Source organism: Shimia sp. W99 (assembly GCF_053851455.3).
Genome location: NZ_JBSQBU020000001.1, coordinates 2,386,957 through 2,413,812, shown reverse-complemented (window position 1 = coordinate 2,413,812; position 26,856 = coordinate 2,386,957). Strand labels below are relative to the sequence as shown.

Here is a 26,856-nt window from a genome sequence, read left to right as displayed (position 1 = left end):
CATTGACTGATTCGAATCACCACGCTTATAGTCGAAGCAACCTCGGTTTTCCGCCAATTCAGATCACCAAAATCGGGAAGCCACGGGACCATCGGGACAGGCAGGCAGGTAATCGGGGGGCATCAAGCCCCCCAAATAATTTCACTGACCGCAAAGTGCGGTTGGCAGGCCCCATGACAACCCGGTATTGAACCTGCAGGCGTGCAATTTCACGCGACTCGGGAGATGTTTGATGGACGCGGATTTTGCCATTGTTGGAGGCGGTGTTGTCGGCCTGTCGGTGGCATGGGGCCTTTTGAAACATGGTCAGAGCGTCATTGTCATTGATGGGACCGAGCGCACGCCGCGTGCGAGCCGGGGCAACTTTGGCCTGATCTGGGTGCAGGGCAAGGGAACTCGTCAGCCGCGTTATGCTGCCTGGAGCCAGCAATCCGCCGCCTTGTGGTCCGACTTTGCCGAAGAGTTGGAGGATTCCACGGGCCGGAACGTGGCGCTTGAACAGCGGGGCGGGCTGGATCTGCATTTCAGCGAAGACAGCCTTGCCGAGTGGGCCACAAAATACGAGGCGCTCAAGGCGGCCTTGGGCGGAGATTATCCCTACGAGATACTGGACGCACGAGCGCTCAGGCTTGAGGAGCCGGCGATTGGGCCGCGCGTGGTGGGGGCCTTGTTGCATCATCAGGACGGGCACGCCAACCCGCTGCGACTGTTGCGCGCGCTGGGCGAGGATGTACAGCGCCTTGGCGGGAGGATCGAGGCGGGGCGCGATGTGAGCCAGGTCACGCAGGGGGACGGGTTGTTTCGTATCACCTGCGCCGATGGCCGGGAAATCCGGGCGGAAAAGGTGGTTCTGGCGGCGGGGCTTGGCGCCGCGATGCTGGGGCCGCAGCTGGGGTTCAAGACGCCGGTCAGCCCGGAACGCGGTCAGATCCTGATCACGGAGAAGCTGCCGCCGCTGATCCGGCGCCCGTCGCTGATTGCGCGGCAGGTGAACGAAGGCGGGGTGCAGATCGGTGCCACGAATGAACAGGTTGGTATGGACGACGGGGTCACCGGCAAGGGGCTGGCGCAACTGGCCGCCGAGGCGGTTGCGGCCTACCCGGCGCTGGCGCGCGCGCAGCTGCTGCGCAGTTGGGGGGCCTTGCGTGTGATGACCCCGGACGGGCTGCCGGTTTATCAGGAAAGCGGCGTGATGCCGGGGGCGTTTTTGATAACGTGTCATAGCGGTATCACATTGGCCGCAGCCCATGCGCGGTTGCTTGGTGATTGGTTATTGGGGCGCCCGGACGCGCCCGATCTGGAGGTGTTTGGTGAAGCCAGATTCGCGATTTGAGCTACTGGAGCCGGATGTGCCGCACGCGACGGTGCATTTTGCCGGTCAGAGCTATCGCCTGCCGGAGGGGGCCAATCTTGCCGCGGCGCTGTTGGCAGCGGGGGTGAAGGTGTTCGGACGCACGGCACAGCGCGGCGTGGGGCGCGCGCCCTTTTGCATGATGGGGGCGTGCTTTGACTGTCTGGTCGAGGTGGATGGCGAGTCGCGCCAAGCGTGTCTGATGCAGGTGCGCGAAGGAATGGATATTCGCCGGAGCGGACAGGCACAGGAGGGGCCCTATGAAGCGCGTTGATCTGGCGGTTATCGGGGCCGGACCTGCAGGTATGGCCGCTGCGACCGAAGCAGCGGGCGCCGGGCTTCGGGTTCTTCTTCTCGACGAACAGCGCAGCGCCGGGGGGCAGGTGTTTCGCAATGTCGATGCCGGGTCCGAGGTCCGTGACAAGGTGTTGGGGCAAGACTTCGTCGTGGGGCGCAAGCTGACGACGGGGCTGGCGCATCGCGACATTACGCATGTAACCGGGGCATCGGTGTGGTCCATCGAAGACCGCGTGGTGCGCTTTGTAACCGGTGATGAGGCGCAGGAGGTGCGTGCAGAGCATGTCCTGCTGGCCACGGGGGCGCTTGAAAGGGCGATGCCGGTGCCGGGGTGGACGCTGCCGGGGGTGATGACGGCCGGTGCGGCTCAGATCATGCTCAAGGAGGCCGGGATTGCCACTCGGGACGCGGTATTGGTGGGTTCCGGTCCGCTTTTGTATCTGGTCGCGGTGCAGTTGCTGCGGGCCGGATGCCCACCGCGTGCGCTGGTGGAAACGCAGACGCGGGGGGATATGCGCGGGGCGTTGATCCATTGGCGGGCGGCGCTTCGTGGCTGGCGATATCTGCAGCGCGGCGCGGCGATGCTCAACGAATTGCGAAACGCGGGCATCGCAAGATACGTCGGTGCCCGGGAAGTGACCCTGTTGGGGCGCCGTCGGGTCGAGGCGGTGCATTTCCGCTGTGGCGGGGCGGTGCACGAACTGGCCTCTGACACGGTGCTGCTGCATCACGGGGTTGTTCCCAACGTACAGGCGGCGCGCGCTGTCGGCGTTCCGCACCGCTGGAACAATCGGCAGCACGCCTTTGTGCCGGAGGTGGATCGCTGGGGGCGGACACCGGTCGAAGGTATTTGGATTGCCGGGGATGGCGCGGGAATTGGCGGCGCGCACGTTGCGGAACAGTCGGGCCGGATCGCGGGCTGGGCCATTGCGCAGGCGCTAGGTGGCATAACGCTGGAGGAACGCAACGCGCGGGCACTTCCCATGATATCAAAAAGGGCGATTGAATTGAGTATCCGCTCTTTCCTTGAACGGGCCTATCCACCTTATGAGGCTGCGCTGGTGCCGGAAGACGAGGCGACGGTGTGCCGTTGTGAAGAGGTCAGCGCGCAGGAGATTCGCGCGGCGGTGGCGAGCGGATGTACCGGGCCGGACCAACTCAAAGCCTTCACCCGCGCCGGAATGGGACGGTGTCAGGGGCGTTTCTGCGGATTGACGGTCACGCGGTTGATGGCCGAGGAGCGGGGCGTCGATCCCGATGAGGTGGGGTACTTCAGGATCCGCCCGCCCATAAAACCCGTCTCGCTGGGCGCGCTTGCGGCCTTGCATGACCCGGACGACCCTTTGGAGCAGGTGGGCGGGCATGATTGATCCGCTCGCCCAGGTGGTTTTCCTGCTGACGGTGCTGGCGACCGCGGTCATGGCTGCCTCGGCGGCGATTCAGAGCGTGCGCCATGATCTCGATCTTTTTGGTGCGACGGTGATCGCGGTGGCTGCCGCCGTGGGGGGCGGGACGGTGCGCGACCTTTTGCTGGGGCGGGTGCCGGTGTTCTGGATCACTGACCTGACCTATCTGCTGACGGCCATTCCCGTGGGGATCGTGGCCTTTGCCATCGGGAGCCGGTTGCCGTCGGGCAATGGGCGGCGGTTGCGCCTCTTGATGATGTTCGATGCGGTCGGGTTGGCGCTGTTCACGTTGGTGGGGATCGAGGTGGCGCTTCAGATGGGCACGCATCCTCTGGTCGCGGTGATCATTGGCTGCATCACCGGGACCGTGGGCGGAATGATCCGTGACATCCTGTGCAATGTCACGCCATCGGTTTTGAAGGAAGATCTTTATGCCACGATTTCGCTGCTGGGTGGGGCCGTGTTCGTGATCGCCGCGCCGATGATGGATCAGCGCGTGGCGCTGGTATTGTGTTTTGCGCTGATGCTGGTGGCGCGACTGATCGTGATCGCGCGCAGCCCGAAGGTTTGACGCGCGCGACCCGGGGGATGTGCATGTGCGGGGTACTACCGCGTGACCGGCTGATCCTTGATCCTGTTCCATGCAGCCAACGCCATACCGCTCGGCAGGGTGAGACCGAAACGGTTCGTGAGAAGGGTTTCGAACGCCTCCGGGGTGTTGATCAGCGTTGTTGCGCCCTGTTCGCGAAAGGCGCGGTTGAAAAGGCTGATCCGGCCCGAAGGAAGGTGTCGTGACATCAGGAGATTGTCGCGGAAAGGTGCGCCGTGCCATGTGGCGCAGAGATGGTTGGCGGCCTGAAAATCAATTGGCGCAACCTCGATACGGTCAAAGCTGAACAGGGAAAACCAGCCCTCGGGGCCGTTTTTTTCAAGGACAGTTTCATTGGTCGTGTCGTCGTGGCGCACACGGTAGGTGCCGCTGGGTGTGGGCTGTTCCATGTCGGTGTCGAGCTGGATGGGCGCGATGCTGCCCGCCCCGCCAAAGCCGGTATCGGCAAGGTATTCGCGGCGGTCTATGGCCACGATCCATGCCTGGTGGCTGCGCGCGCCGCCATGCGGGGCGCCGTTGCGGACGCGGGCCAGGAGCGGCTCGGCGGCAAAGCCCCACTCGCGCAGGGCACATCCGAACAACGCGTTCTGTTCAAAGCAATAGCCGCCGCGTCCCTTGTCCAGCAGCTTGGTCTGGATGGCATGCAGGTCAAGGTCGGGAACCTTGCCAAGCAGCGGGTCGAGGTTTTCGAACGGGATGGACCGCAGGTGCGCCGCCTGCAGCGTCGTCAGCCCGTCGAGCGTGTGCGCGACGGGGGCGGAGAGGCCGAGGCGGGCGAGATAGGCGTCGGTGTGCAGCATGGACTCAGAATAGGCTGAAGTATTCGGCCTGCTCCCATTCGGACAAGGCGCCGACGTAGCGGTCCCACTCGGCGCGCTTGATACGGGTGATGTAGTCGACGAAGTCCTGCCCGAGCGTGTCGCGGTAGAGCGTGCCGGTTTCGAAATGAGCGATGGCCTCGGCAAGGCTCTTGGGCAGGGCCGGCGCCGCCGGGTCGTAGGGTTGTTCACACGGCGCGGGGGCGGTGAGGGATCGGGACAGGCCGGAGAGGCCCGCGAGGATCTGGCTGGCCATGACGAAATAGGGGTTGGCCGCGCTTTCGGGAACGCGGTTCTCGATGCGACTGGCCGGGTCGCCCGCCGCCATGAGCGCACGCAGCATGGCGCCGCGATTGTCCTGTCCCCATTGGATGCGGTCGGGGGCAAGCTGGAAGGGTTGGTAGCGTTTGTAGCCGTTCACGGTGGGCGTGGTGAGAAGGCAGCTTTCCTCGGCATGGGCCAGAAGGCCCGCGATCCACGCAGAGGCGTGTGGGGTCAATCTGCCGTCCTCGCCGGGTGTGAAGAGGTTCTTGCCCGTCGTATCGGTAAGGGATTGATGCAGGTGCCAGCCGGACGCGGCGATATTGTCGAGCCGGGGGCGGGTCATGAAGGTAGCGTGCAGGCCGCGTCGCGCGCAGAGCTGTTTCACCATTGTGCGGAACATGACCATCGTGTCGGCATGGGTCATGGGATCTGACGGCTCAAAAGTGACTTCGAACTGCGAGGGGCCCATTTCGACCTCGGTCGAGCGGACGGGCATGTTCATCGCCTGCGCGGTGCGGCGGATGTCATCCATGACCGGTTCCAGCATGTCGTAGAGCGAGTCGGTCAGAAACTGGTAGCCAGGTGCAAGCGGGCGGGTGCGCGGCGGCTGGGCCGGCATGGTGGCGTCGGCATGTTCAGGCGCCGGGTCGAGCCGTTCGAAGACGTGGAATTCGAGTTCGAGCCCGACGGTCAGAGAGAGGTTCTGCGCCCCAAGTTGGTCCAGCGCGCGGCGCAGGACCGTACGGGAGGCAAAGGGGATTTCCGCGCCGGATTTGAAATGCGCGTCACAGAGCAGCCAGGCCGAATGGGGCGCCCATGGCAGGGGGCGGAAGGTAGCCGGAGCGGGAACGAGAAGAATGTCGCCCGCGCCACGCATCGGGTCAACGTCGGTGGCGGCTTCGCCGCTCCAGACCGGGAAGACCGTGCGGCTTGAGGTGTCCTTGAGCAGCAGTGTCGAGGGCGCGGCCATGCCGCTGGCGAGGATTGAAGGAAGGGCGGCGGCGGTGATCGCCTTGCCCCGCAGGATGCCGTGCTGATCCGGGAACAGGACGCGGATGGTTTCGAGATCGGAGGCCGCGACGGTTTCGGCCAGAGCTGTGGCCGTGTCGATCCGCTCGGGCGTCATGAGGCCAAGCCGCGCAAGCGCGCCGTTTGCGATTTTGTCCCTGTGGCTGGTCAAGGGGCGGGTCCTGTTGCGATGAATTTGTTAAGGGATGAAACACCATGGACGCGCGCGCGGCAAGCTTTGCGCGCGCGCCCTTCGCCCTTGCGGGCGGCTTCGTTCAGATCGTGGCGTCCCAGTCGGTACAGGCGGCACGGCGGGCGGCGTCGCCCTGTTCATAGGATTTGCGCCAGTCGCCGTCGCTTGTCAGCGTGTCGTTGGAGATCGGTCCCTTGATCGTGACCGGGTCGACACCGTTGCGCATGGGAAGCGCCTCTTCTTCACCGTCCTGAAGCGCCTTGATCGCGGCGCGCAGTTTTCGCCGATAGGCAATGATGGCGGCGTCGGTCTTGCCGAGATGTTCGCGGGTCCGATCTTGGATCGCGCCCATGCTTTCAACGGCCCATTGGTCATGCACGTTGATATCAAGCCCCATGCCGGTATAGGTCAGAGCCCCCTGTTCCTCGGCATTGTAGCCATAGTTGTTGGTCTTGTTTTTCTTGGGCGCGTAGGAGGGCAGGTCGTGTTCTTCGAGACGCTGGGCGCGCATCAGCTCCTTGTTCACCGGTTTGTCAAAGCTGGTAAACATCGAGTACCAATAGCAGTTCTCGTCATCTACGGGCACGTGCCACTGCGTGATGATCATCTCGCGCGACATCGGGATCGAAATCGCTTCGGGGAAAATCTGGTTGGTGACGCGCACGTGGGTGCGCCCGTCATCGAGGTGGCGCAGGGCAATGATGCGCATGCCGTAATCGGTGTCCTCGACGCTGATCTCGGGGCGGGGGTATTCGCGCAGGAGACGGGTCATGGGGATCTCGGTATCCGCCGCCTTGTCGCGGAATTGCTTGCCATAGCCTTCGTCGGGGTCTTCGTCCTGCAGGAAGCGGTGCAGGAAGGAGGCGTGGGCCGGGTCGATGCCAACCTCAAGCGCCTGAAGCCAATTGCATTCCCAGAGACCCTTGAAGGCAAAGACATGGGTGTCGGGGGCGCGGAAACAGTCGAGATCAGGGAAAGCGGGCGGTTCGCCCGGACCCATATAGGCAAAGATGATGCCGTTCTTTTCAACCACTGGATAGGCGGTCGCCTTGATCTTTTCGTGCATGCGCGAGCCTTCGGGTTCGCCGGGTTGTTCGACGCACTGGCCGGAGCGGTTGAAGTGCCAGCCATGGAAGGGGCAGCGCAGGCCGTTGTCTTCTAGTCGGCCAAAGCACATGTCGGCGCCGCGATGCGGGCAGGCGCGCTGGATCAAGCCCAGTTCGCCGTCGCTGTCACGAAACAGAACGAGGTCTTCGCCCAGAAGCCGAACCGGGACGACGGGCCGATTTCCGGCTAGTTCGTCCGAAAGGGCGGCGGGCTGCCAATAGCGGCGCATGACCTCGCCAGCGGGGGTGCCGGGGGTGATTCGGGTGATGAGGTCGTTCATTTCCTGGCTGATCATGGGAATCTCCTGTCGCGCTTGGGTGCTGGGATGGTTGCCCATGTTTGCGATAATCGCAAGAAATTTCGTATAGGTGATGATTGACCCGAGTTGCGCCATCGGCCTAGAACGGAGGAACGCTTTGACGGGATTGGGAAATTGCCAAAAGAAACGCCGTTGAAATCGACCCAGAACCGGGATATTTCGCTGACCTTTCTCAAGGGTATGTCGGTGCTGAAAGCCTTTGACGAGGACAACAGCCACATGACGTTGAGCGAAATCGGGCGGCGCACGGGGCTTGATCCGGCGGCGACAAGGCGGCTTTTGCTGACGCTGGTGCATCTTGGATATGTGCGGCGCGAGGGGCGGGTGTTTTCGCTGACGCCGCGCATTCTTGTGCTGGCGGGGAGCTTCTTGCGGGGGAACCAGTTTGGACGGGTCATCCAGCCGCTCTTGAACGGGGCGGCGGCGGAACTGGGGCGCGAAGTCATTCTCGCGATGCCGGAGGAGGGCGGCGCCTTGATGGTGGCGCAGTCGACCCTGCGCAATACGGGCGTGACCTTTGGGTTCACGATCGGGAGCCGGCTGCCGTTGTTTCACACGGCCATGGGGCGGATGCTTTTGGCGTGGGGAGACCCGGAGGCGGCAGAGGCCGAGATCGCGACGGCGGAGTTGGAGGCGTATACGGCGGCGAGCGTTACGGAGCGCGATGCGCTCAGAGCGGCGGTCGCCGAGGCGGCGGCGCAGGGGTGCGCGGTGGTCGCCGGGGAGTTCGAAAGCGGCGTAACGGGGGTGGCCGTTCCGGTGGGGGCCAAGGGCGCGGTGCGGGCAGTTCTTGGGGTGTCGGATGCCGGGGACGTCTTTGCGGAAGAGAGCGCCCTCGAGGCGAGCAAGGTGGTCTTGCGGCGCTGTGCGCGTGACCTGATAGATGCGGGTGTTTTCTAGGGGGCAACACATGGTTCAGGATTTCGGTTGGGCGGATTGGGTTGGCATCCTCGGTGCGCTGGTCATCGCGGCCGCCTATTTTGCGGCGACGCGCGGGCGGCTTCCGGCAGATGGCGTCGGGTTCAACCTGTGGAACCTGCTCGGGGCGGGTTTAGTGCTGACGTCGCTTTGGGCGCGTCCGAATTTCGGCGCCATCGTGATTGAGGTTCTGTGGGCGCTGATCGCGCTGTCCGCTTTGCTGCGGCTCTGGCTTGGGCGGCGGCGGTGATGCCGGGGTCCAAGGAAATTCGAAATTCCTTGGACAGGCGAATTCCAAATCGCGTTTAGTGGCACGGCAACGAGGGAGCCAGCCATGCAGATCGTCGAAACTTTTCCATTCGAAATCGAGGAAACGCCCCATGTGGTCATTCCGATGCCGGATGGCGTGCACCTGTCGGCGCGCATCTGGAGACCCGTGGCAAGCGGCCCTATCCCGGCGATCGTAGAATTCCTGCCCTATCGCAAGCGGGACGGTACCGCCGAGCGCGACGCGCTGACCCATCCCTATATGGCGGGTCATGGATACGCCTGCGTACGGGTGGACATGCGCGGATGTGGTGACAGCGAGGGGTTGTTTGACGACGAGTACTCCGAACAGGAACTGTCGGACGGGGTCGCGGTGGTGAATTGGCTGGCCGAGCAAGAATGGTGCAGCGGCAGCGTCGGGATGATGGGGATCAGCTGGGGCGGGTTCAACGGGTTGCAGATCGCCGCGCGCGCGCCGGAGCCGCTCAAGGCGGTGGTCAGCATCTGCTCGACGACGGATCGCTATGCGGACGACATCCACTATAAGGGCGGGCTGATGCTGGGCGAGAACCCCGGCTGGGCGGCGACCGTGCTGGGGTGGTTCGCGCTTCCCCCCGATCCCGAGATCGTGGGCGATAGTTGGCGCGACATGTGGCTGGAGCGGTTGGAGAACACACCGTTTTTGGCGGCAAAATGGATCGAGCACCAATTGAGGGATGATTATTGGAAACACGGCTCGGTGTGCGAGGATTACAGTGCAATCAAGGCGGCGGTGCTGAGCGTGGGGGGGTGGCACGACGGCTATCGCAACACGGTTGCGCATTTGGTTGAGAACCTTGATGCGCCGGTCAAGGGGCTGGTGGGGCCGTGGAACCACAAATACCCGCATATTGCCGTGCCCGGGCCGCAGATCGACTTCCTGGGAGAAATGCTGCGTTGGTGGGACCGCTGGCTGAAGGGCATTGAAAACGGCGCCGAGGACTGGCCCGAGATGCGTGTCTGGGTGATGGACAGCGTTGCGCCCAAGGTGCGTTATGACACGCGGCCGGGGCGCTGGGCCGCGATCCGCGATTGGAAGGCGGAGCGGTCGGTCGAAACCTGGCATCTGAACGGCGAAACGCTGGCAGATGTGCCCGGCGGTGGCGTGCGCAAAGTGTTTCCGGCGCTGGGCTGTGGACAGGCTACGGGCGAGTATTTCCCGTTTGGTTTTGGCCCCGGAGAATTGCCGGATGATCAGCGCACGGACGACGCGCTGAGTTGCTGTTTCGACAGCGCTCCGACGCAGGACGCGCGCGACATCATCGGGGCGCCTGAAGTGGTCTTGCGCGTGGCGTCGCAGACGCCGCGTGCGCAGGTGGCTGTGCGGCTCTGTGATTTGCGCCCTGATGGCACCAGTGCGTTGATTGCACACGGGTTCCTGAACCTGCGCCAGCGCGATGGTCGCGAGGCAATGGTTGACCTGCCGGTGGGCGAGTTCGTGGAGGCGCGCGTGGTGCTGGACCAATGCGCCTATCACCTGCCTGCCGGGCACAGGCTGCGGATCGCGGTGTCGTCGAGCTATTGGCCATTTGTCTGGCCAGAGGCGGAAATGGGTGTTCTGGAAATCGAAGGCGGGCTGGTGCGCTTGCCTTTGCGGGCGCCCGGAACGGGCGACGAATGGGTGTTCGACCCGCCGAAAGGCGCGAAGCCGGTGACACTGGAACAGTTGAGCAGAGGTGAGGAGTCCAAGCGGCTGATTCGGGATTCGGCGGGGCGGTCGCTGGCTCTGGAAATCGTCGGGGACCGTGGTAAGCTTCGGGATATGACGACCGGGCTGGAACTTGGGACACGGGTGGAGGAGCGGTTCTTCATTGTCGAGGATGCGCCCACATCCGCGTCGGCCAGCTTTCGCTGGGACCGGTCGATTGCGCGTAAGAGCTGGCGCGCGCGGGTGGAGTCCGGCGTGTCGTTGCAAGCAGATGCACGCGATTTTCACGTAAAGGCGGACATCTGTGTCAAAGAAGGTGAAGCGGTGGTTTTTGAACGCAAATGGGATGCAAAAATACCGCGGGCCTGAGGCGACTTGCGAAAAAGTTTGAATGACTATTCAAGTTTTTTCTTGATTTGTGGTCCGGGGGGATCGCAGCATGGGGAAAACACGAAAAGACCAACGGGAGAAAAACCATGAATGATGAACTGAAGTATCTCAGCCTGCGGGCTGCGACCGGGCGCCTGTCGCGCCGTAGCTTCCTTGGCCGCGCGGGCGCGCTTGGCCTGTCGGCTGTCGCCGCGAACACGATGCTGGCCGGGGCCGTCAAGGCCGCGGGGCCGCAAAAGGGCGGTACGATCAAGGTCGGGATCAGCGGCGGCGGTTCTTCGGACAGCCTTGATCCGGCGCTTTCGGCCAACCAGACACAGGGGATGGTGTCGCGGATGTGGGGCGAACCGCTGGTTGAGCTGAAAGCCGGGGGCGGGCTGGAGATGCGTCTCGCCGAAGAGTTCAGCTCTTCCCCGGACGCGCGGGTCTGGACGTTCAAGATCCGCTCGGGCGTGTCCTTTTCGAATGGTAAGCCGCTGACTGCGGAAGACGTCATGGCGACCATGGAGCGCCACTCGGGCGAAGATACCAAGTCGGGCGCCCTTGGCATCATGCGTGGCATCAAGGCGATGCGTGCGGAGGGGATGGATTTCGTCATCGAGCTTGAGACCGCCAACGCGGACCTTCCCTACCTGCTCACCGACTATCACCTGCTGATCCAGCCCAACGGCGGCAACGACGATCCGACTGCCGCGATCGGCACCGGCCCCTATGTGTTGAAATCGGTTGAGCCGGGTGTGCGTTTCGTGTTCGAGCACAATGCCAACCATTGGAACGGCGAGGGGCATGCGTCCACGGTCGAGCTGACCGTGATCAACGACGACACGGCGCGGATGGCGGCGTTGCAGTCGGGGCAGGTCCACATGGTCAACCGCGTGCCGCCGCGTACCGCCGGATTGGTGTCGCGCGTTCCGGGCGTAAATGTCCACAGCAAGTCGGGTCCGGGCCATTACGTGTTCATTGCGCATGTCGACACGGATCCCTTCTCGAACCAGGACGTCATGCTGGCGCTGAAATACGGGATGAACCGTCAGGAGATGGTGGACAAGATCCTGTTCGGCTACGGTACGGTCGGCAACGATATTCCGATCAACGCATCCTATCCGCTGTTCACGGACCTGCCGCAGCGTGAATATGATCCCGAGAAGGCCGCGCATCACTGGAAGAAGTCCGGTCATGACCAGCCGGTTCTGCTGCGTACGTCGGACAACTCGTTCCCCGGTGCGCCCGATGCGGCGGCCCTGTTCCAGCAGTCGCTGTCCCAGGCCGGTGTGCCGCTCGAGATCAAGCGCGAGCCCAATGACGGATATTGGTCGGAAGTGTGGAACAAGCAGCCCTTCTGTACCAGCTACTGGAGCGGACGTCCGGTTCAGGACCAGATGTATTCCACCGCCTACCTGTCGTCGGCCGACTGGAATGACACCCGGTTCAAGAACGAACAGTTCGACCAGCTACTCGTTGCCGCGCGGGCCGAGCTTGATGAAGGCAAGCGCAAGCAGATGTATGCCGATATGGGCATGATCCTGCACAATGAGGGCGGCCTGATCTGCCCGATGTTCAACGACTTCGTTGACGCTCATAACGACGGCGTCGCGGGATGGGATGCATCGGCAGGGTTCTCGATGATGAACCTCTATGCTCCGGTCAAGATGTGGGTCACGGGCTGATATGAACCCGGCATTGAAACTTGTTGCCCAGCGCCTTGCGCTGGGCATACTGCTGCTTTTCCTCGTATCGATCCTGATATTTGTCGGTACGATCATTCTTCCCGGTGATGTTGCGCAGTCTATTCTGGGGCAATCCGCGACTCCCGAAGCCCTTGCCAATCTGCGTGAAGAACTGGGCCTGAACGAACCGGCCTTGCAACGATACCTGAACTGGCTGGGCGGTTTGCTACAAGGAGACCTGGGAACGGCCCTTACGAACGGTCAGGATATTGCCGCGAGCCTTGGCGGCCGTCTTAAAAATACGCTTTTCCTTGCCTTCTGGGCGGCCATCGTATCGGTCCCGCTGGCAATCTTCCTTGGCCTTCTCGCGGTGCGCTACCGCGAACGCTGGCCGGACAAGCTTATTTCGGCGGTCACGCTGGCATCGATTTCGATCCCTGAGTTCCTGATCGGCTACGTGCTGATGTATTTCATCGGTGTGAAGCTGGGATGGGCGCCGACCGTGGCGACGATCCACGACGGAATGAGCCTTGGTCAGAAACTCAACACGATTGCCCTTCCGGTCACGGTGCTGACGCTTGTTGTTTTGGCGCACATGATGCGCATGACGCGTGCGGCGATCCTGAACGTGATGCAGTCGGCCTATATCGAAACAGCCGAGCTCAAGGGGTTGTCGATGTTCCTGATCATCTGGAAACACGCCTTCCCGAACTCGATCGCGCCGATCGTGAACGTGGTCATGCTCAACCTCGCCTATCTCGTGGTGGGGGTCGTGGTGATCGAGGTGGTGTTCACCTATCCGGGCATGGGGCAGTATCTTGTCGACCACGTCAGCAAACGCGATATCCCGGTGGTGCAGGCCTGTGGCCTGATCTTTGCTGCCGTCTATATCGGGCTGAACATGGTGGCCGACATCGTGTCGATCCTGGCCAACCCGCGCCTGCGGCATCCGAAATAAGGGAGGGAGAGAGATGAAGACCATACCTCTGGCCGCCCTGATCGGGCTGTTTTTCACCGGGCTTTATTTCCTTGTGGCGATTTTCGCGCCCTGGATCGCCCCCTATGGCATGGCCGAGATCGTCGGCGGTGTCTGGGAACCGTCGAGTGCCGAGCATTGGCTGGGGACCGACAACATTGGCCGAGACCTGCTCAGTCGCATGATCTATGGCGGGCGCACGACGATCTGGATCGCAACCATGGCGACCATCCTAAGCTTTGTCACCGGCTCGATCCTTGGCTTTGCGGCCGCTGTCATCGGTGGCTGGGTCGATCAGGTGATGAGCCGGTTCGTGGACCTGATCATGTCGATCCCGTCGCTGATCTTTGCGCTGGTCGTTTTGTCGGTGATGCCGGTAACGGTGCCGGTGCTGATCATCGTGATGGGGTTCCTAGACAGCACACGCGTCTACCGACTGGCCCGCGCGGTGGCGGTGGACATCAACGTGATGGACTATGTCGAAGCCGCCAAGCTGCGCGGAGAGGGGCGGAGATGGATCATCTTCCGGGAAATCCTGCCCAATGCGTTGTCGCCGCTTGTTGCGGAAATGGGGCTGCGTTTCATCTTCATGGTGCTGTTCGTTTCTACCCTGTCCTTCCTTGGTCTCGGGGTGCAACCGCCCGAGGCAGACTGGGGCGGGATTGTGAAAGAGAACAAGGACGGGATCGTCTATGGCATCGGGGCCGCGCTCTATCCGGCGGTGGCGATTGCCACGCTGGCGATCAGCGTGAATCTTGTTGCTGACTGGGTCCTGAACCGGACCACATCTCTGAAAGGGGGCCGGGGATGAGTGATGCCTTGCTGAAAGTCCGCGACCTGAAAATCGGCGCGACGGTCTATCCGCCCGGCGAAAAGCCGCATGACATCGAGATCGTGCATGGGGTGTCCTTTGACCTTGAGAAGGGCAAGGTGCTTGGCCTGATCGGGGAATCCGGGGCCGGGAAATCGACCATCGGGCTGGCGTCGATGGCCTATGGCCGGGGCGGTGTTAAGATCACCGGCGGTGAGGTCTGGGTCAATGGGCGGGACATCCTGAAGACCGGCCTGTCCGATGTGCGATCGTTGCGCGGTGGGGAAGTGACCTATGTCAGCCAGTCCGCAGCGGCATCGTTCAATCCGGCCAAGAAGATCATGGACCAGGTGACGGAAGCCTCGATCCGGCACGGCAAGTTTTCCAAGAAGGAAGCCGAGGCGCGCGCCGTGGAACTGTTCCGCAAGCTGGGTCTGCCGGATCCGGAAAACATCGGCAACCGCTATCCGCACCAGGTTTCGGGGGGGCAGTTGCAGCGTTGCATGACGGCGCTGGCGCTGTGTCCCGAACCCGACCTTGTTGTGTTCGATGAACCGACCACAGCGCTTGATGTGACGACGCAGATCGACGTGCTGATGGCGATCAAGGAGGCGATCCGGGATACCGGGGTGGCGGCGCTTTACATCACCCATGACCTTGCCGTCGTGGCGCAGGTGAGTGACGATATTCTCGTGCTCAAGATGGGGGACATGGTCGAGTACGGCAATGTCGACCAGATCATCAACGCGCCCAAGGAAGAGTACACGAAGGCGCTGGTTTCGGTGCGGTCGATCGACCACGAAGAGAAGATGCCGACTCCGGAGCCGGTGCTGAAAGTCGAACATATCACGGCGCGTTACAAGGGCACGAATTTTGACGTTCTGCATGACGTGAACGTGGAGCTTCATCCCGGTCAGACTCTGGCCGTGGTGGGGGAAAGCGGATCGGGCAAGTCAACGCTGGCACGGGTCATCACTGGGCTGCTGCCGCCGCGATCGGGCAATATCCATTTTGCCGGGCGCGATCTCTCGACCGCGCTGGACGGGCGGTCCCGGGAAGATTTGCGGGAATTGCAGATGATCTACCAGATGGCGGACGTGGCGATGAACCCGCGCCAGACGGTGGGCACGATCATCGGGCGTCCACTGGAGTTCTATTTCGGTCTCAGGGGTGAAGAGAAGCGCAAGCGGATCAAGGAACTGCTGGAAGAGATCGAGATGGGCGATGGGTTCATTGACCGCTATCCGGCAGAATTGTCGGGGGGGCAGAAGCAACGTGTCTGTATCGCCCGCGCGCTGGCGGCGAAGCCCAAGATGATCATTTGCGACGAGGTGACGAGTGCGCTCGATCCGCTGGTGGCGGATGGTATCCTGAAGCTTCTTCTGGACCTGCAGAAGATCGAGGACGTGGCCTATCTCTTCATCACCCATGACCTTGCCACGGTGAGGGCGATCGCGGATTCGATCGCGGTGATGTACCAGGGCAAGGTTGTGCGCTATGGCGGCAAGACCGATGTGTTGAGCCCGCCATTTGATGATTACACCGACCTTCTGTTGTCCTCGGTCCCAGAAATGAAACTGGGTTGGCTGGAAGAGGTGATCGCGAACCGCAAGATGGAGAGCGCAGGGAACTGATTTTGGTGCCTGCGGCGCGAGTATTTTTCGCAAAATGAAGGGGCGTGGGAGCGCCCTTTCTTTATGCAAGGAGTGTGACACATGAACGGAAAGCTGCTGCTGATCATTCTGGACGGGGTGCCCTGGCGCAATTGGGGGCGGCTTTTTGGAAACCTTGAAGGCTGGGTCGAGACAGGCATGGCGAAGAAATGGCGGATGCAGGCGGTGCTGCCTTCAACATCGGCCAGTTGTTATGCGTCGATCCATACCGGGGTGACACCTCAGGAGCATGGGTGCACCGGCAATGGCAACGTGTTTCGGATCAGCCAGCCGGATGTGTTCAGCGAAGTGCGCAAGGCGGGGGGGATCACCGGTGCGGTGGCGCATAGTTTCTGGTCGGAGTTCTTCAACCGGCATCCCTTCGATTACGTGCGCGACATCGAGTATGACGAGCCGGGCAGCGAGACTATCAACCATGGGCGGTTTCACACGATGACGGGCTATGGGGCGGCCAACCAGATGACGCCTTCGGACGTGGACCTGTTTGCGACGCTGACCAACCTGTGCCTGCGGTTCGGGCTGGATTACGGGATGCTGCACACCTGTACGCTCGACAGCATGGGGCATCGGTTTCAGCATGAAAGCCACGAGATGGACCATGCGTGTTTCGTCATGGACGAGATGTTGGCGCCGTTCATTCCCAAGTGGCGGGCCGCCGGGTACGAGGTGATTGTCACCGCCGATCACGGGCAGGACGACCGGGGCCATCATGGCGGACGCGGGGCGTTGCAGCAGGAGTTCGCGCTTTACTATTTTGGGGACGGGGAGGGCCCGTCCGAGGACACGGTATTGCACCAGCTGCAGCTTGCCCCGACGATCCTTGGCCGTTTGGGGGTGCCTGCGCCCGACACGATGAAAGCGCAGTCGTTCCTGTCCTGAGTTATTCGGCTGCGGCCTGTCCCAGTGTGGCATTGAGGAGTGCAGCGAGTTCGGGGCGGCAGGAGCCACAGTTGGACCCTGCCTGAAGGGCCGCGCCGATGTCCTCGACGCTGAGCAGGTTCTGCTCTGTGATCGCGGTGACAATGGTGTTCACGCCAACGTTGAAACAGGCACAGACTGTGGCGCCTGGGTCGGGCTGGTCCGCGCCGGGGCGTCCGGCAAGGGCGGTGGAACCGGGGTCGCCAAGTAGGGCAGTGACATGGGCACGGGCCACGGCGACGGGCTCGGGTGCGGTGTAGAGCGCACCGATTAAGACCCCCCTGTCGTGCAGGGCGATGCGCGCTGTTGCGCGTGAAGGGTCGATCACGCTGGAGGTTTGTGCGTCGGGTGCGTTGAACAGGGTCCGTGCGAAAGCTTCCCAGTTATCCGGAACGTCCCGCCCCGCCAGTTCGCAACGCCAACCCGTTGCGTGTCGGGCATGGGCCCAATAGCCGGTTTTGGGCGCAAGCTTGTTTGTCGAGACCGCAAAGCCATACCATGCAGGGGAATATGCGGAGATCGTGACCGGAGCGGCCTTGCTGTCTGGCTGACCGGAGACCGGGTCCGTCTCGGGAGGGATGACGGCACAGATGCGGCCCGACGAGGCATATTCCGAAGTCCAGTGGATCGGGGCGAAGACGGTGCCGGGCCGCACGCGGTCGGTGATCAGGACACGTAGCACGGCCTTGCCATGGTCGCTTGCGACCAGCGCGAGTTCTGCGGGCTTCAGGCCAAGGGCCAGCGCGTCCTCGGGATGGATCTCGAGAAAGGGCTCGCCGTAGTGCTGGTTGAGTCGGGGTGACAGCGCGGTGCGGGTCATGCTGTGCCATTGGTCGCGGATGCGGCCTGTATTGAGGCGATATTGCCGTGGCGTGGACGGTTCCATGGTCGCCTGTTCCACTGGCAGCATGTTGGCGCGGCCTGTGGCGGTGAAGAAGCGGCCATCCGAGAACATCCGGTCCGCTGACCTATCGCGGCGCGAGACTGGCCAGCGTGTTGGGCGCAGGGCGTCGTATTCCGAATTCGAAAGATCGGCGAGACCGGAGATGTCGAAGTCTTTTCCTTGCGCGGCGGCAAGGCCGGAGAGGGCGGCGTATTCGCGGAAAATCTCAGCGGGCCGGGAATAGTCGAAGGCATCCTTCCAGCCCATACGGCGCCCCACATCCGCGATGATATCCCAGTCGTGGCGGGCCTGACCGGGCGCAGGCAATACGCTGCGCTGGCGCGAGATCATGCGTTCGGAGTTGGTGACGGTGCCGTCCTTTTCGCCCCAGCCGGTGGCGGGCAAAACCACGTCGGCAAGGCGCGCGGTGTCGGTGGTGGCGGTGAGGTCGGAGACCACGGTGAAGTCGCATGCCGCGATGGCGTCGCGCACGAAATCGGCGTCGGGCAGGGACACGACGGGGTTCGTGCACATGATCCAGAGCGCCTTGATCCGACCGTCCGACACCGCGCGGAACATGTCGACCGCCTTGAGGCCGGGCTTTTCCGGTATGGTGGGCGCGGACCAGAAGCCGCCGACAAGGGCGCGGTGGTCGGGGTTCTCGATGTCGAGGTGACAGGCGAGCATGTTGGCCAGCCCGCCAACCTCGCGCCCACCCATGGCGTTGGGTTGGCCAGTGACGGAAAACGGCCCCATGCCGGGATGGCCGATGCGGCCCGTGGCAAGGTGGCAATTCAGGATGGCGTTGACTTTGTCGGTGCCTTGGGCGGATTGGTTCACGCCCTGCGAAAAGACGGTGACGGTCTTTTCCGTGCGCACCCAGAGGTTCAGGAACTGGGTGAGGTCGGCATGGGAAAGGCCGGTGACGCCGGCATCGGTGGAGCTGGCCGCGTCGAGCGCCTCGCTGAATCCGGTGACGTGTTTGGTGACAAAATCCGCGTCCACCGCGCCTTGTTGATGGATTTCCGACAGGAGTCGGTTGAACAGGGCCACATCCGTGCCCGGCGTGATTTGCAGGTGAAGGTCTGCGATATCGGTTGTGGCGGTGCGGCGCGGGTCGATGACAACGATGCGCATTTTGGGACGCGCTTTTTTGGCGGCGACGATGCGCTGGTAAAGGACGGGGTGGCACCAGGCGAGGTTGGAGCCGACCAGCACGATCAGGTCCGCGAGTTCGAGGTCTTCGTAGGTTCCGGGAACGGTATCAGTGCCAAAGGCGCGCTTGTGGCCCGCGACGGTGGAGGCCATGCAGAGGCGGGAGTTGGTGTCGATATTGGCAGAGCCGATGAAGCCTTTCATCAGCTTGTTGGCGACGTAATAATCCTCGGTCAGAAGCTGGCCTGAGACATAGAAGGCCACCGCATCCGGCCCGTGTTTGGCGATGGTGTCCTTGAACCGGGTGGCGACCAGATCGAGCGCGTCGTCCCAGCTTGCGGAACGGGTGTCGATCTGCGGCGCGAGAAGACGACCGTCGGTATCGACGGTTTCGCCGAGCGCCGACCCTTTGGAGCAGAGCCGCCCCTGGTTGGCCGGGTGGGCCGGGTCGCCCTTGATCCTGAGCCCGCCCGCGCCATCCGGTGATGCCAGAACCCCGCAGCCGACGCCGCAATAGGGACAGGTGGTGCAGGTGGTGTTGGCGGGGTTCAGATCAAGGTCTTTCATCAGGCAGCGGCCTCGGCGGTCAGGAGAGTTCCGTCCAGCAACACGCGCCCATCAAGGATGCGCGTGGGATAGGTGGCAATCTGGCCCTCATCGGCGCCCTGTGCCTGCCCTGTTTCAAGGGAGAACACCCAGTTGTGGAGCGGACAGGTCACCTTGCGCCCGTGCACGATGCCTTCGGAGAGAGGGCCGCCCTTGTGCGGGCAGCGGTCCGAAGTGGCAAAGACCTCGTTGTCGTCGGTGCGAAAAACGGCGACACAACCCAGTTCGGTTTTCACGATGCGCGCGCCGCGCAGGGGGATGTCGTCGATGGAACCTATGTCGATCCAGCTCATTCTGCAGCCTCCAGTGTTAGGTTTGCGATGGGTTGATAGGTGCCCGCCTTTTCGCGAGCGTGTTCGGCCCACGGGTCGGTGCGGTAAACGGACTGGGAAATCTCGAAGCGTTCGGCCAAAGCCTTGCGGTTTTCGAGATCGTCGACGACCTGTTCCTTGACCCAGTCGAGACCGACCTTGGCGACCCATTTGAAGACGCGGTCGAGATACTTGGCGTTTTCGCGGTAGATCTGGGTCATGGCCGAGATCACCTCGATCGCCTCTTCTTCGGTTGCGACCTTGCAGAGCAGCTCGGTTTCCTTGACCTCCATGCCGGCGGCCCCTGCGATGGAAATCTCGTAGCCTGAGTCCACGCAGATGACGCCGATATCCTTGCAGGTGGCCTCGGCGCAGTTGCGCGGGCAGCCGGAGACGCCAAGCTTGAGCTTGTGTGGTGTCCACGAACCCCAAAGGTGTTTTTCCAGCTTGATGCCAAGCCCGGTTGAGTCCTGGGTGCCAAAGCGGCAATGGTCCGAACCGACACAGGTTTTTACCGTGCGCAGCCCCTTGGAATAGGCGTGGCCCGAGACCAGCCCGGCCTGGTTGAGATCGTACCAGATCGCAGGAAGGTCTTCTTTCCTGACGCCCAGAAGGTCGATGCGTTGTCCGCCCGTGACCTTGACCGTGGGCACCAAGTATTTGTCGGCGGCATCGGCAATGGCGCGCAATTCGTCGGGCGTGGTGATCCCGCCCCACATGCGCGGCACGACGGAATAGGTGCCGTCTTTCTGGATGTTGGCGTGGTTGCGTTCGTTGACGAAACGGCTTTGCGGATCGTCTGCATAATCCAGCGGCCAGTCGGCAAGCAGGTAATAGTTGATCGCCGGGCGGCAGACATGACAGCCGTTTGGGGTGGACCAGCCGAGTTCCTGCCAGACGGCGGGTTGGGATTTCAACTCGCGTGCCTTGATCAGGCGGCGCACGTCCTCGTGGCTGAGATCGGTACAGCCACAGACCGAGGCGGCGGCGGGCATGACGAAGTCATCGCCCAGCGTGGTCGCCAGAACCTGTTCCACCAGCCCGGTGCAGGTGCCGCAGGACGCGGACGCCTTAGTGGTGGCGCGGATCGCGCCAAGGTCGGTGGCGCCGCCCGCGATGGCCTCGACGATCTGACCTTTGCAAATGCCGTTGCAGCCGCAGATTTCTGCGTCAGCCGGTAAGGCTGCAACGGCCGCCATAGGGTCCACGGCGGCCCCCCCTTGGTAGGCAGGGCCAAAGATCAGCGTGTCGCGCATTTCGGAAATGTCGGTGCCGTCCTTGATCAGGCCGAAGAACCAGTTTCCGTCCGCAGTGTCGCCGTACATCACGGCGCCGACGATGCGGTTTTCTTCGATCACGAGGCGCTTGTAGACGCTGCGGGCCGGATCGCGGAAGACGATGTCTTCGCGCCCGTCACCTTCTGCGAAGTCGCCGGCGGAGAAGAGATCGCAGCCCGTGACCTTGAGCTTGGTCGAGACTTCCTTGTTCCTGAAGGCCGCGTCTTCGCCCAAGAGGGTCTTGGCGAGCACCTTAGCCTGATCATAAAGGGGCGCGACGAGGCCAAAGATATTGCCGTCATGTTCGACACATTCGCCAAGCGCGAAGATGTCGGCGTCGGAGGTGATCATCTGGTCGTCGACATAGATGCCGCGACCGCAGGCAAGGCCCGCGTCGGCGGCCAGTGCAATCGACGGGCGGATGCCAACGGCCATGACAAGCAGGTCGCAGGGCAGCTCTGTGCCGTCGTCCAGCAGGAGCGCTTTGACGTGGCCGTTCTCGCCAAGGATTTCCTTGGAATTGGCCGAGCATTTCACGGTGATGCCCTTGTCGACCAGCGCCTTGCGCAACAGGTATCCCGCCGCCTCATCAAGCTGGCGCTCCATCAGGTGGCCCATGATGTGCACCACGGTTACGTCCACGCCGCGCGCCTTGAGGCCGGCCGCCGCTTCGAGTCCGAGGAGACCGCCGCCGATGACAACCGCTTTGGCGTCGGGCTTGTCGCCAAGCGCGATCATGGTGTTGGTGTCTTCAAGGTCGCGATAGGCGATCACGCCGTCAAGATCATGGCCGGGAAGCGGAATGATAAACGGGGCAGAGCCGGTGGCAATGACGAGCTTGTCGTAAGGCAGCACATCGCCGTTTTCGGAGATGACGGTCTTGGCCGTTTTGTCGATGGCGATGACCTTTTCGCCAAAGCGGCAGGTGACGCCGTTTTCTTCGTACCACTCGGCAGTGTGGGTGACGATCTCGTCGAAGGTCTTGTCGCCGGAGAGCACGGGTGAGAGCATGATGCGGTTATAGGTGCCGCGCGGCTCGGCGTTGAAGAGGGTGACGTCATAGGCGTCGGGGGCCTGCTCGAACAGATGTTCGAGCGCGCGGCCCGAGGCCATGCCGGCCCCGATGATGATCAGTTTCTCTGTCATGTTTCCCCTGTTTCCGCCGGATATGCGGCGTCTTTCATCACGCCCGCGAGGGTCGTGTAGGCAGTGGTCCAGGCGGCTTCGGTCTCAGCGTCGAAATCGTCGCCCAACCCGGTTTTTAGCGTGTGGAGCAGCGCTGCTCCCACGGGGTCGTAATCCTTGGCCTGAACGCCGTAATCGACGTGCTTGATGGCCAGTTCGCGCGCAACCGGGACGATCTTGTCCAGATCGCGCAGCCCGTTCACGACAACACCCAGCGTGGCCATCAGCTTCATGCCCTGATCGCCCATGTCGCCGGTGAAATAGGGTTTCACCTCGGGGGCGATTTCAAAGAGATGGGCATAGAAGATCTCTGCCGCCTGCGGCGCCATGGGCGCGACCTTGGCAAAGCTCTTCTGGACCAAAGAAATCTGTGTGTCGTTCATGTCGGTTACTCCGCTGCGATGGCTGGTGCCGGTTTGGGTTTCGGCTTGGCACCGTGCTCGTATTCTTCGAGGAAATCGAGCACTTCCTGGCGGAATTTGTAGTAGTCGGGATGTTCCAGCAGCGCCTTGCGGGTGCGTGGGCGCGGCAGGTCGACATCGACGATCTTGCCGATGGTGGCCTGTGGGCCGTTGGTCATCATCACCACGCGGTCGGCAAGAAGAATGGCTTCGTCGACGTCATGGGTGACGCAGATCGCCGTGACCTTGGTGCGGTCCCAAACCTCCATCAGAACCTCTTGCAGTTCCCAGCGGGTCAGGCTGTCGAGCATGCCGAAGGGCTCATCCAGCAGCAGCAGCTTGGGTGAGAGGGCAAAGGCGCGGGCGATCCCGACGCGCTGTTTCATGCCGTTGGACATGGAATGCGCGGGGCGGTCCATCGCGTCGGCAAGGCCGACCCGTTCAAGGTAGTATTCCACCACGTCCTGCCGTTCGGCCTGGGAGGCGCGGGGGTAAACCTTGTCGACACCGATGGCGCAGTTTTCACGCGCGGTCAGCCACGGGAAAAGGTTGGGCGACTGGAACACCACGGCACGTTCGGGATCTGCGCCGACAACACCGCGTCCGTCAAGGTTGATGACGCCCTTGGAGATGTCGTTGAGGCCCGCCGCCATGGTCAAAACGGTGGATTTGCCGCAGCCTGAATGGCCGATCAGAGAAATGAATTCGCCCTTGTTCAGCTTGAGGTCGAAATCCTCGACCACGGTGAGCGGCCCCTTGGGGGTGGGATAGATCTTGTGCAGTTGCGAGAACTCGAGATAGCGGTCGGTGCGCAGGGATTGGGTGGCCTTCACGTCGGCCTGCGCCTTGGGCAGGTTGTGGATGGCCGTGACGTTGGGCAGTTCGCGTGCCATGTCGACCTTGGCCTCGATGCCGACATCCATCAGGTAGTTGGTGATGTCTGCGCGCAGCTTCTTGAACCCGTCGTGGTGGTTCATCTCCATCCGGTCGCGGGGTCGCGGAATGGAAACGGCGAACTCTTCGCCAAGGGTTCCGTCGGGGTTCAGCGCGATGATGCGGTCGGCGAGGATGATGGCCTCGTCCACGTCATTGGTGATCAGCACGCAGGTTTTCTTGTCCGCGTCCCAGATCGCCTCGATCTCGTCGGCGAGATTGGCGCGGGTGAGGGCGTCGAGCGCGGAGAGCGGTTCGTCAAGCAGGAGGACCTCGGGGTTCATGGCCAGCGCGCGGGCGACGTTTACACGCTGGCGCATGCCGCCCGAAAGCTCTGCGGGGCGGCGGGTGGCAGCGTGGGAGAGGCCGACCATGTCGACATATTTGGCCACTGTCGCCGTTTTCTCGGCCTTGGGCATGTTCGGGAAGACCGAGTCGAGCGCGAGGCGGACGTTGCCGTTTACCGTGAGCCAAGGCATCAGCGAGTAGCTTTGAAAGATAAAGCCGCGTTCCGGGCCGGGGCCGGTGATGGGGGCGCCCTTGAAGGTGACCTTGCCCTTGGTGGGCTGTTCAAGGCCCGCCATGAGGTTGATCAGCGTGGTCTTGCCGGTGCCGGAGAAGCCGAGCAGGACGAGGAATTCGCCTTCCTGCACGTCCAGCGTGATGTTTTTCAGTACTCCGGTGCGGGCGGTGCCCTCACCGAAGTCCTTGGAGACGTTATCGAACTTGAGAATGCTCATGTCGGATCACCGGTTCGAAGAGAAGGTAAAGAGCGACTGGATGGCATACATCAGGCGGTCCAGAAGGAAGCCGATGATGCCGATGGTGAAGACAGCCACCATGATTTTCGCCAGCGAGGAGGAGGAGCCGTTCTGGAACTCGTCCCAGACAAATTTGCCGAGACCGGGGTTCTGGGCCAGCATTTCAGCGGCGATCAGCACCATCCAGCCAACACCAAGCGACAGGCGCAGACCGGTGAAGATCAGCGGCAGGGCCGAGGGCAGCACCAGCTTGGTGATCTTGGTGTAGGTGTTCATCTTGAGAACCTTGGAGACGTTCACCAGATCCTTGTCGATCGAGGCCACACCCAACGAAGTGTTGATCAGCGTCGGCCAGAGCGAGCAGAGCGTCACGGTGATGGCCGAGTTCAGGAAGGACTTGGAAAACAGCCCGTCATCGACCGTATATGTGGCCGAAACGATCATGGTCACGATCGGCAGCCACGCGAGCGGCGAGACCGGTTTGAAGATTTGAATCAAGGGGTTGATGGCGGCGTTGGCGTAGGGCGAGAGGCCCGCGAGGATGCCGAGCGGGATCGCCACGAGTGAGCCGATCAGGAAGCCGAAGAACACGGTTTTGATCGAGGTCCAGATCTGGTCGTAATAGCTGGGTGCGCCGGTATAGGCGATTTGCTTGACCTTTTCGGGCTGGCCCTTGTCGATGAATTTCTGGTTGCGGGCCTCGACCCGGTCATAGAATTTCTGTTCCTTGGCGGCCTTGGCCTTGGCGTCTTCGTGCAGGTTCACGGCCTCGGCCCAGACCTGCGACGGGCCGGGGACGGCACCGAGGGAGGTTTGCACCGTGGGGGCCAGCGAGGCCCATGCAAAGAGGAAGCAGCAGATTGCCAGAACCGGGACACCGAGCAGGCGCCAGATTTCCTTGGCTTGTGCCTTGGGGTTGTCGCCGGCGGCGGCCTTGAGGATCGGGGTGATGAAGCTCAGGCCGAGGACCTGGAACCAGGTGTCGGCCTTGTTGATGCGGGTGAAGAGGCGGGCGCGGCGGGCTTCGCGCTCTTCATCGGCTAGGGCTTGGGGGTCTATCGCGGTCATGGGTCAGGTCCTTGGGACAAGCGGCAAAACCGGGGTCGGTTTCACGTCGGTATTGCGTCTGTGTGGGTCGGCGCGGTTCGGGGAGCGGAAGGGTTTGCGGCGCTCGTTGCCCGTGCGGGCAACATCGCCCCGCCCACCCTCCCGTATTCGGGTCAGCCCTGGATCTCGGTGCCGATCACCTTCTGGTCGCCTTTCAGACCGATCGGCAGGCTTTCGAGATAGGCGTTGGGCGCTTTGCCGTCATAGGCGATGCCGTCGATGATATCGCCCGCAGGGGTCGGCGCCTTGTAGCCATCGCTGTCCCAGGGGAAGTCGGCTTCGTTGGCGAGGCCCTCTTCGACCAGCAGCTTGGCGGCCTGAAGATAGATCTCGGGCTTGTAGACCGACTTGGCCACTTCGTCATACCAGTTGTCCGACTTGGCTTCGGCGATCTGGCCCCAGCGGCGCATCTGGGTCAGGTACCAGACCGCGTCGGAGTAGTAGGGATAGGTGGCGTTGTAGCGGAAGAAGACGTTGAAATCCGGGACTTCACGCACGTCGCCTTTTTCGTATTCGAAGGTACCGGTCATGGAGGCGGCGATCACGTCCTTGTCGGCGCCCACATATTCGGGCTGGCTCAGCAGTTCGACCGCTTCCATGCGGTTGGCGTTGTCGTTTTCATCGAGCCACATCGCTGCGCGGATCAGCGCCTTGACCACGGCCAGCGTGGTGTTGGGGTATTCCTCGGCAAACTCGGCGGTAATGCCGAAGACCTTTTCCGGGTTGTTCTTCCAGAGTTCATAATCGGTGATCACCGGCACGCCGATGCCCTTGGCCACGGCCTGCTGGTTCCACGGCTCACCCACGCAGTAGCCATAGATCGTACCGGCCTCCATCGTGGCGGGCATTTGCGGTGGCGGGGTTACGGAGAGGAGTACGTCGGCGCCGATCTGACCGGTGATGTTTTCGGGGCTGTAGTAACCGGGCTCAAGACCACCAGCGGCGAGCCAGTAGCGCAGTTCGTAGTTGTGGGTCGAGACCGGGAAGACCATGCCCATGTTGAAGGGCTTGCCTTCGGATTTGTACTTTTCGACCACCGGTTTGAGCGATGCTGCCGAGATGGGGTGGATCGGCTTGCCCGCGTCGTCATGCGGGATGTGGGGCTTCATTTCCGACCAGATCTGGTTCGAGACGGTGATGCCGTTGCCGTTCAGGTCCATCGAGAAGGGGGTGATGATATGCGCTTCGGTGCCAAAGCCGATGGTGGCTGCCAGGGGCTGACCGGCGAGCATATGGGCACCGTCGAGCTGGCCATCGATCACGCCGTCCAGAAGCACCTTCCAGTTGGCCTGCGCTTCCAATGTGACAAACAGGCCCTCGTCATCAAAGAAGCCCTGTTCATAGGCGACGGCCAGCGGCGCCATGTCGGTGAGCTTGATGAAGCCGAAGGTGAGTTCGTCCTTTTCAAGGTCCAGTTGTGCCATGGCAGGCGACACCAGCATGGTGGTGGCCGCGAGGAGAGAGGCGATGCGTTTCATGGTGCATGTTCCTTTTGGTGTGCCCCGGGTGAGGAGGAGGGGGGCGGGAAAAACAAAAAAGCCGCTGACCAGTCCTGTG

The 26,856-nt window shown here is 62.4% G+C and carries 22 protein-coding genes; 12 read left to right on the top strand and 10 right to left on the bottom strand.

All coding sequences use genetic code 11. The features are described from left to right. Positions 1–232 precede the first annotated feature (232 nt). The 4 genes from ACS3QZ_RS11855 to ACS3QZ_RS11840 are packed head-to-tail and all read left to right on the top strand — an operon-like array spanning position 233 to position 3,625. Positions 233–1,333, top strand: coding sequence for an NAD(P)/FAD-dependent oxidoreductase (locus ACS3QZ_RS11855; protein WP_456038011.1), 1,101 nt, complete (start codon positions 233–235; stop codon positions 1,331–1,333). Next, positions 1,311–1,625 carry a 2Fe-2S iron-sulfur cluster-binding protein gene (locus ACS3QZ_RS11850; protein ID WP_456038010.1) on the top strand — a complete coding sequence of 105 codons (315 nt, stop codon included), beginning with the start codon at positions 1,311–1,313 and terminating at the stop codon, positions 1,623–1,625. Before ACS3QZ_RS11855 ends, ACS3QZ_RS11850 begins: the two co-directional genes overlap by 23 nt. Continuing rightward, the gene (locus ACS3QZ_RS11845; protein WP_456038009.1) at positions 1,612–3,018 is read left to right on the top strand and encodes an FAD/NAD(P)-dependent oxidoreductase; all 1,407 of its coding nucleotides are present in this window, start codon (positions 1,612–1,614) and stop codon (positions 3,016–3,018) included. Before ACS3QZ_RS11850 ends, ACS3QZ_RS11845 begins: the two co-directional genes overlap by 14 nt. Next, on the top strand, positions 3,011–3,625 hold the full coding sequence (locus ACS3QZ_RS11840; RefSeq protein WP_456038008.1) for a trimeric intracellular cation channel family protein: 615 nt from the start codon (positions 3,011–3,013) through the stop codon (positions 3,623–3,625). Before ACS3QZ_RS11845 ends, ACS3QZ_RS11840 begins: the two co-directional genes overlap by 8 nt. A 35-nt stretch (positions 3,626–3,660) precedes the next feature. On the opposite strand, the gene ACS3QZ_RS11835 is transcribed toward ACS3QZ_RS11840, so the two are convergent. From ACS3QZ_RS11835 to ACS3QZ_RS11825, 3 genes are all read right to left on the bottom strand, one after another. Beyond that, positions 3,661–4,464 (bottom strand): arylamine N-acetyltransferase family protein, encoded by an 804-nt coding sequence (locus tag ACS3QZ_RS11835; protein WP_456038007.1) that lies wholly within the window; start codon positions 4,462–4,464, stop codon positions 3,661–3,663. Positions 4,465–4,468: 4 nt separating this feature from the next. Further along, the gene (locus ACS3QZ_RS11830; RefSeq protein WP_456038006.1) at positions 4,469–5,926 is read right to left on the bottom strand and encodes a glutamine synthetase family protein; all 1,458 of its coding nucleotides are present in this window, start codon (positions 5,924–5,926) and stop codon (positions 4,469–4,471) included. Between the two features lie 103 nt (positions 5,927–6,029). Further along, on the bottom strand, positions 6,030–7,349 hold the full coding sequence (locus ACS3QZ_RS11825) for a Rieske 2Fe-2S domain-containing protein (RefSeq protein WP_456038005.1): 1,320 nt from the start codon (positions 7,347–7,349) through the stop codon (positions 6,030–6,032). Positions 7,350–7,505: 156 nt separating this feature from the next. Between ACS3QZ_RS11825 and ACS3QZ_RS11820 the strand changes: the two genes are divergently transcribed. From ACS3QZ_RS11820 to ACS3QZ_RS11785, 8 genes are all read left to right on the top strand, one after another. After that, a complete protein-coding gene (locus tag ACS3QZ_RS11820; RefSeq protein ID WP_456038004.1) occupies positions 7,506–8,273 on the top strand; it encodes an IclR family transcriptional regulator domain-containing protein in 768 nt (255 codons plus the stop codon). Between the two features lie 10 nt (positions 8,274–8,283). After that, complete coding sequence (locus ACS3QZ_RS11815) at positions 8,284–8,541, top strand: CBU_0592 family membrane protein (protein ID WP_093091345.1); 258 nt, start codon at positions 8,284–8,286, stop codon at positions 8,539–8,541. Positions 8,542–8,625: 84 nt separating this feature from the next. Continuing rightward, complete coding sequence (locus ACS3QZ_RS11810; RefSeq protein WP_456038003.1) at positions 8,626–10,614, top strand: CocE/NonD family hydrolase; 1,989 nt, start codon at positions 8,626–8,628, stop codon at positions 10,612–10,614. A gap of 107 nt (positions 10,615–10,721) precedes the next feature. Continuing rightward, complete coding sequence (locus tag ACS3QZ_RS11805; protein ID WP_093091341.1) at positions 10,722–12,302, top strand: ABC transporter substrate-binding protein; 1,581 nt, start codon at positions 10,722–10,724, stop codon at positions 12,300–12,302. A 1-nt stretch (position 12,303) separates the two neighbouring features. Continuing rightward, positions 12,304–13,260, top strand: a complete 957-nt coding sequence (locus tag ACS3QZ_RS11800) for an ABC transporter permease (protein ID WP_456038002.1) — start codon at positions 12,304–12,306, stop codon at positions 13,258–13,260. 13 nt (positions 13,261–13,273) lie between these two features. After that, complete coding sequence (locus ACS3QZ_RS11795) at positions 13,274–14,089, top strand: ABC transporter permease (protein WP_093091337.1); 816 nt, start codon at positions 13,274–13,276, stop codon at positions 14,087–14,089. After that, the gene (locus ACS3QZ_RS11790; protein WP_456038001.1) at positions 14,086–15,723 is read left to right on the top strand and encodes an ABC transporter ATP-binding protein; all 1,638 of its coding nucleotides are present in this window, start codon (positions 14,086–14,088) and stop codon (positions 15,721–15,723) included. The genes ACS3QZ_RS11795 and ACS3QZ_RS11790 overlap by 4 nt, the downstream gene beginning before the upstream one ends. A gap of 81 nt (positions 15,724–15,804) precedes the next feature. Continuing rightward, on the top strand, positions 15,805–16,641 hold the full coding sequence (locus tag ACS3QZ_RS11785) for an alkaline phosphatase family protein (RefSeq protein WP_456038000.1): 837 nt from the start codon (positions 15,805–15,807) through the stop codon (positions 16,639–16,641). 1 nt (position 16,642) lies between these two features. Here ACS3QZ_RS11785 and ACS3QZ_RS11780 read toward each other — a convergent pair whose 3' ends face one another. The 7 genes from ACS3QZ_RS11780 to ACS3QZ_RS11750 all read right to left on the bottom strand — a co-directional run bounded on the left by ACS3QZ_RS11780 (position 16,643) and on the right by ACS3QZ_RS11750 (position 26,777). Then, the gene (locus tag ACS3QZ_RS11780) at positions 16,643–19,285 is read right to left on the bottom strand and encodes a molybdopterin-dependent oxidoreductase (RefSeq protein WP_456037999.1); all 2,643 of its coding nucleotides are present in this window, start codon (positions 19,283–19,285) and stop codon (positions 16,643–16,645) included. Next, positions 19,285–19,617, bottom strand: a complete 333-nt coding sequence (gene nirD, locus ACS3QZ_RS11775) for a nitrite reductase small subunit NirD (protein ID WP_456037998.1) — start codon at positions 19,615–19,617, stop codon at positions 19,285–19,287. The genes ACS3QZ_RS11780 and nirD overlap by 1 nt, the downstream gene beginning before the upstream one ends. Further along, entirely contained in the window at positions 19,614–22,058 is a 2,445-nt protein-coding gene (gene nirB, locus ACS3QZ_RS11770) for a nitrite reductase large subunit NirB (protein ID WP_456037997.1), read from the bottom strand. Before nirB ends, nirD begins: the two co-directional genes overlap by 4 nt. Continuing rightward, positions 22,055–22,480 carry a globin family protein gene (locus tag ACS3QZ_RS11765; protein WP_456037996.1) on the bottom strand — a complete coding sequence of 142 codons (426 nt, stop codon included), beginning with the start codon at positions 22,478–22,480 and terminating at the stop codon, positions 22,055–22,057. Before ACS3QZ_RS11765 ends, nirB begins: the two co-directional genes overlap by 4 nt. Before the next feature lie 5 nt (positions 22,481–22,485). After that, positions 22,486–24,171: an ABC transporter ATP-binding protein gene (locus ACS3QZ_RS11760; protein ID WP_456037995.1), complete on the bottom strand. Its 1,686-nt coding sequence runs from the start codon at positions 24,169–24,171 to the stop codon at positions 22,486–22,488. Between the two features lie 6 nt (positions 24,172–24,177). Beyond that, positions 24,178–25,260: an ABC transporter permease gene (locus ACS3QZ_RS11755; protein WP_456037994.1), complete on the bottom strand. Its 1,083-nt coding sequence runs from the start codon at positions 25,258–25,260 to the stop codon at positions 24,178–24,180. 152 nt (positions 25,261–25,412) lie between these two features. Then, positions 25,413–26,777 carry a CmpA/NrtA family ABC transporter substrate-binding protein gene (locus ACS3QZ_RS11750; RefSeq protein ID WP_456037993.1) on the bottom strand — a complete coding sequence of 455 codons (1,365 nt, stop codon included), beginning with the start codon at positions 26,775–26,777 and terminating at the stop codon, positions 25,413–25,415. Positions 26,778–26,856: the final 79 nt, after the last annotated feature.

Coding starts and splice junctions, on each gene's coding strand:
- ACS3QZ_RS11825 (WP_456038005.1), bottom strand. CDS start 7,349: ATGATCAGCCAGGAAATGAACGACCTCATCACCCGAATCACCCCCGGC.
- ACS3QZ_RS11835 (WP_456038007.1), bottom strand. CDS start 4,464: ATGCTGCACACCGACGCCTATCTCGCCCGCCTCGGCCTCTCCGCCCCC.
- ACS3QZ_RS11795 (WP_093091337.1), top strand. CDS start 13,274: ATGAAGACCATACCTCTGGCCGCCCTGATCGGGCTGTTTTTCACCGGG.
- ACS3QZ_RS11810 (WP_456038003.1), top strand. CDS start 8,626: ATGCAGATCGTCGAAACTTTTCCATTCGAAATCGAGGAAACGCCCCAT.
- nirB (WP_456037997.1), bottom strand. CDS start 22,058: ATGACAGAGAAACTGATCATCATCGGGGCCGGCATGGCCTCGGGCCGC.
- ACS3QZ_RS11785 (WP_456038000.1), top strand. CDS start 15,805: ATGAACGGAAAGCTGCTGCTGATCATTCTGGACGGGGTGCCCTGGCGC.
- ACS3QZ_RS11760 (WP_456037995.1), bottom strand. CDS start 24,171: ATGAGCATTCTCAAGTTCGATAACGTCTCCAAGGACTTCGGTGAGGGC.
- ACS3QZ_RS11815 (WP_093091345.1), top strand. CDS start 8,284: ATGGTTCAGGATTTCGGTTGGGCGGATTGGGTTGGCATCCTCGGTGCG.
- ACS3QZ_RS11845 (WP_456038009.1), top strand. CDS start 1,612: ATGAAGCGCGTTGATCTGGCGGTTATCGGGGCCGGACCTGCAGGTATG.
- ACS3QZ_RS11750 (WP_456037993.1), bottom strand. CDS start 26,777: ATGAAACGCATCGCCTCTCTCCTCGCGGCCACCACCATGCTGGTGTCG.
- ACS3QZ_RS11765 (WP_456037996.1), bottom strand. CDS start 22,480: ATGAACGACACACAGATTTCTTTGGTCCAGAAGAGCTTTGCCAAGGTC.
- ACS3QZ_RS11790 (WP_456038001.1), top strand. CDS start 14,086: ATGAGTGATGCCTTGCTGAAAGTCCGCGACCTGAAAATCGGCGCGACG.
- ACS3QZ_RS11805 (WP_093091341.1), top strand. CDS start 10,722: ATGAATGATGAACTGAAGTATCTCAGCCTGCGGGCTGCGACCGGGCGC.
- ACS3QZ_RS11780 (WP_456037999.1), bottom strand. CDS start 19,285: ATGAAAGACCTTGATCTGAACCCCGCCAACACCACCTGCACCACCTGT.
- ACS3QZ_RS11755 (WP_456037994.1), bottom strand. CDS start 25,260: ATGACCGCGATAGACCCCCAAGCCCTAGCCGATGAAGAGCGCGAAGCC.
- nirD (WP_456037998.1), bottom strand. CDS start 19,617: ATGAGCTGGATCGACATAGGTTCCATCGACGACATCCCCCTGCGCGGC.
- ACS3QZ_RS11800 (WP_456038002.1), top strand. CDS start 12,304: ATGAACCCGGCATTGAAACTTGTTGCCCAGCGCCTTGCGCTGGGCATA.
- ACS3QZ_RS11840 (WP_456038008.1), top strand. CDS start 3,011: ATGATTGATCCGCTCGCCCAGGTGGTTTTCCTGCTGACGGTGCTGGCG.
- ACS3QZ_RS11855 (WP_456038011.1), top strand. CDS start 233: ATGGACGCGGATTTTGCCATTGTTGGAGGCGGTGTTGTCGGCCTGTCG.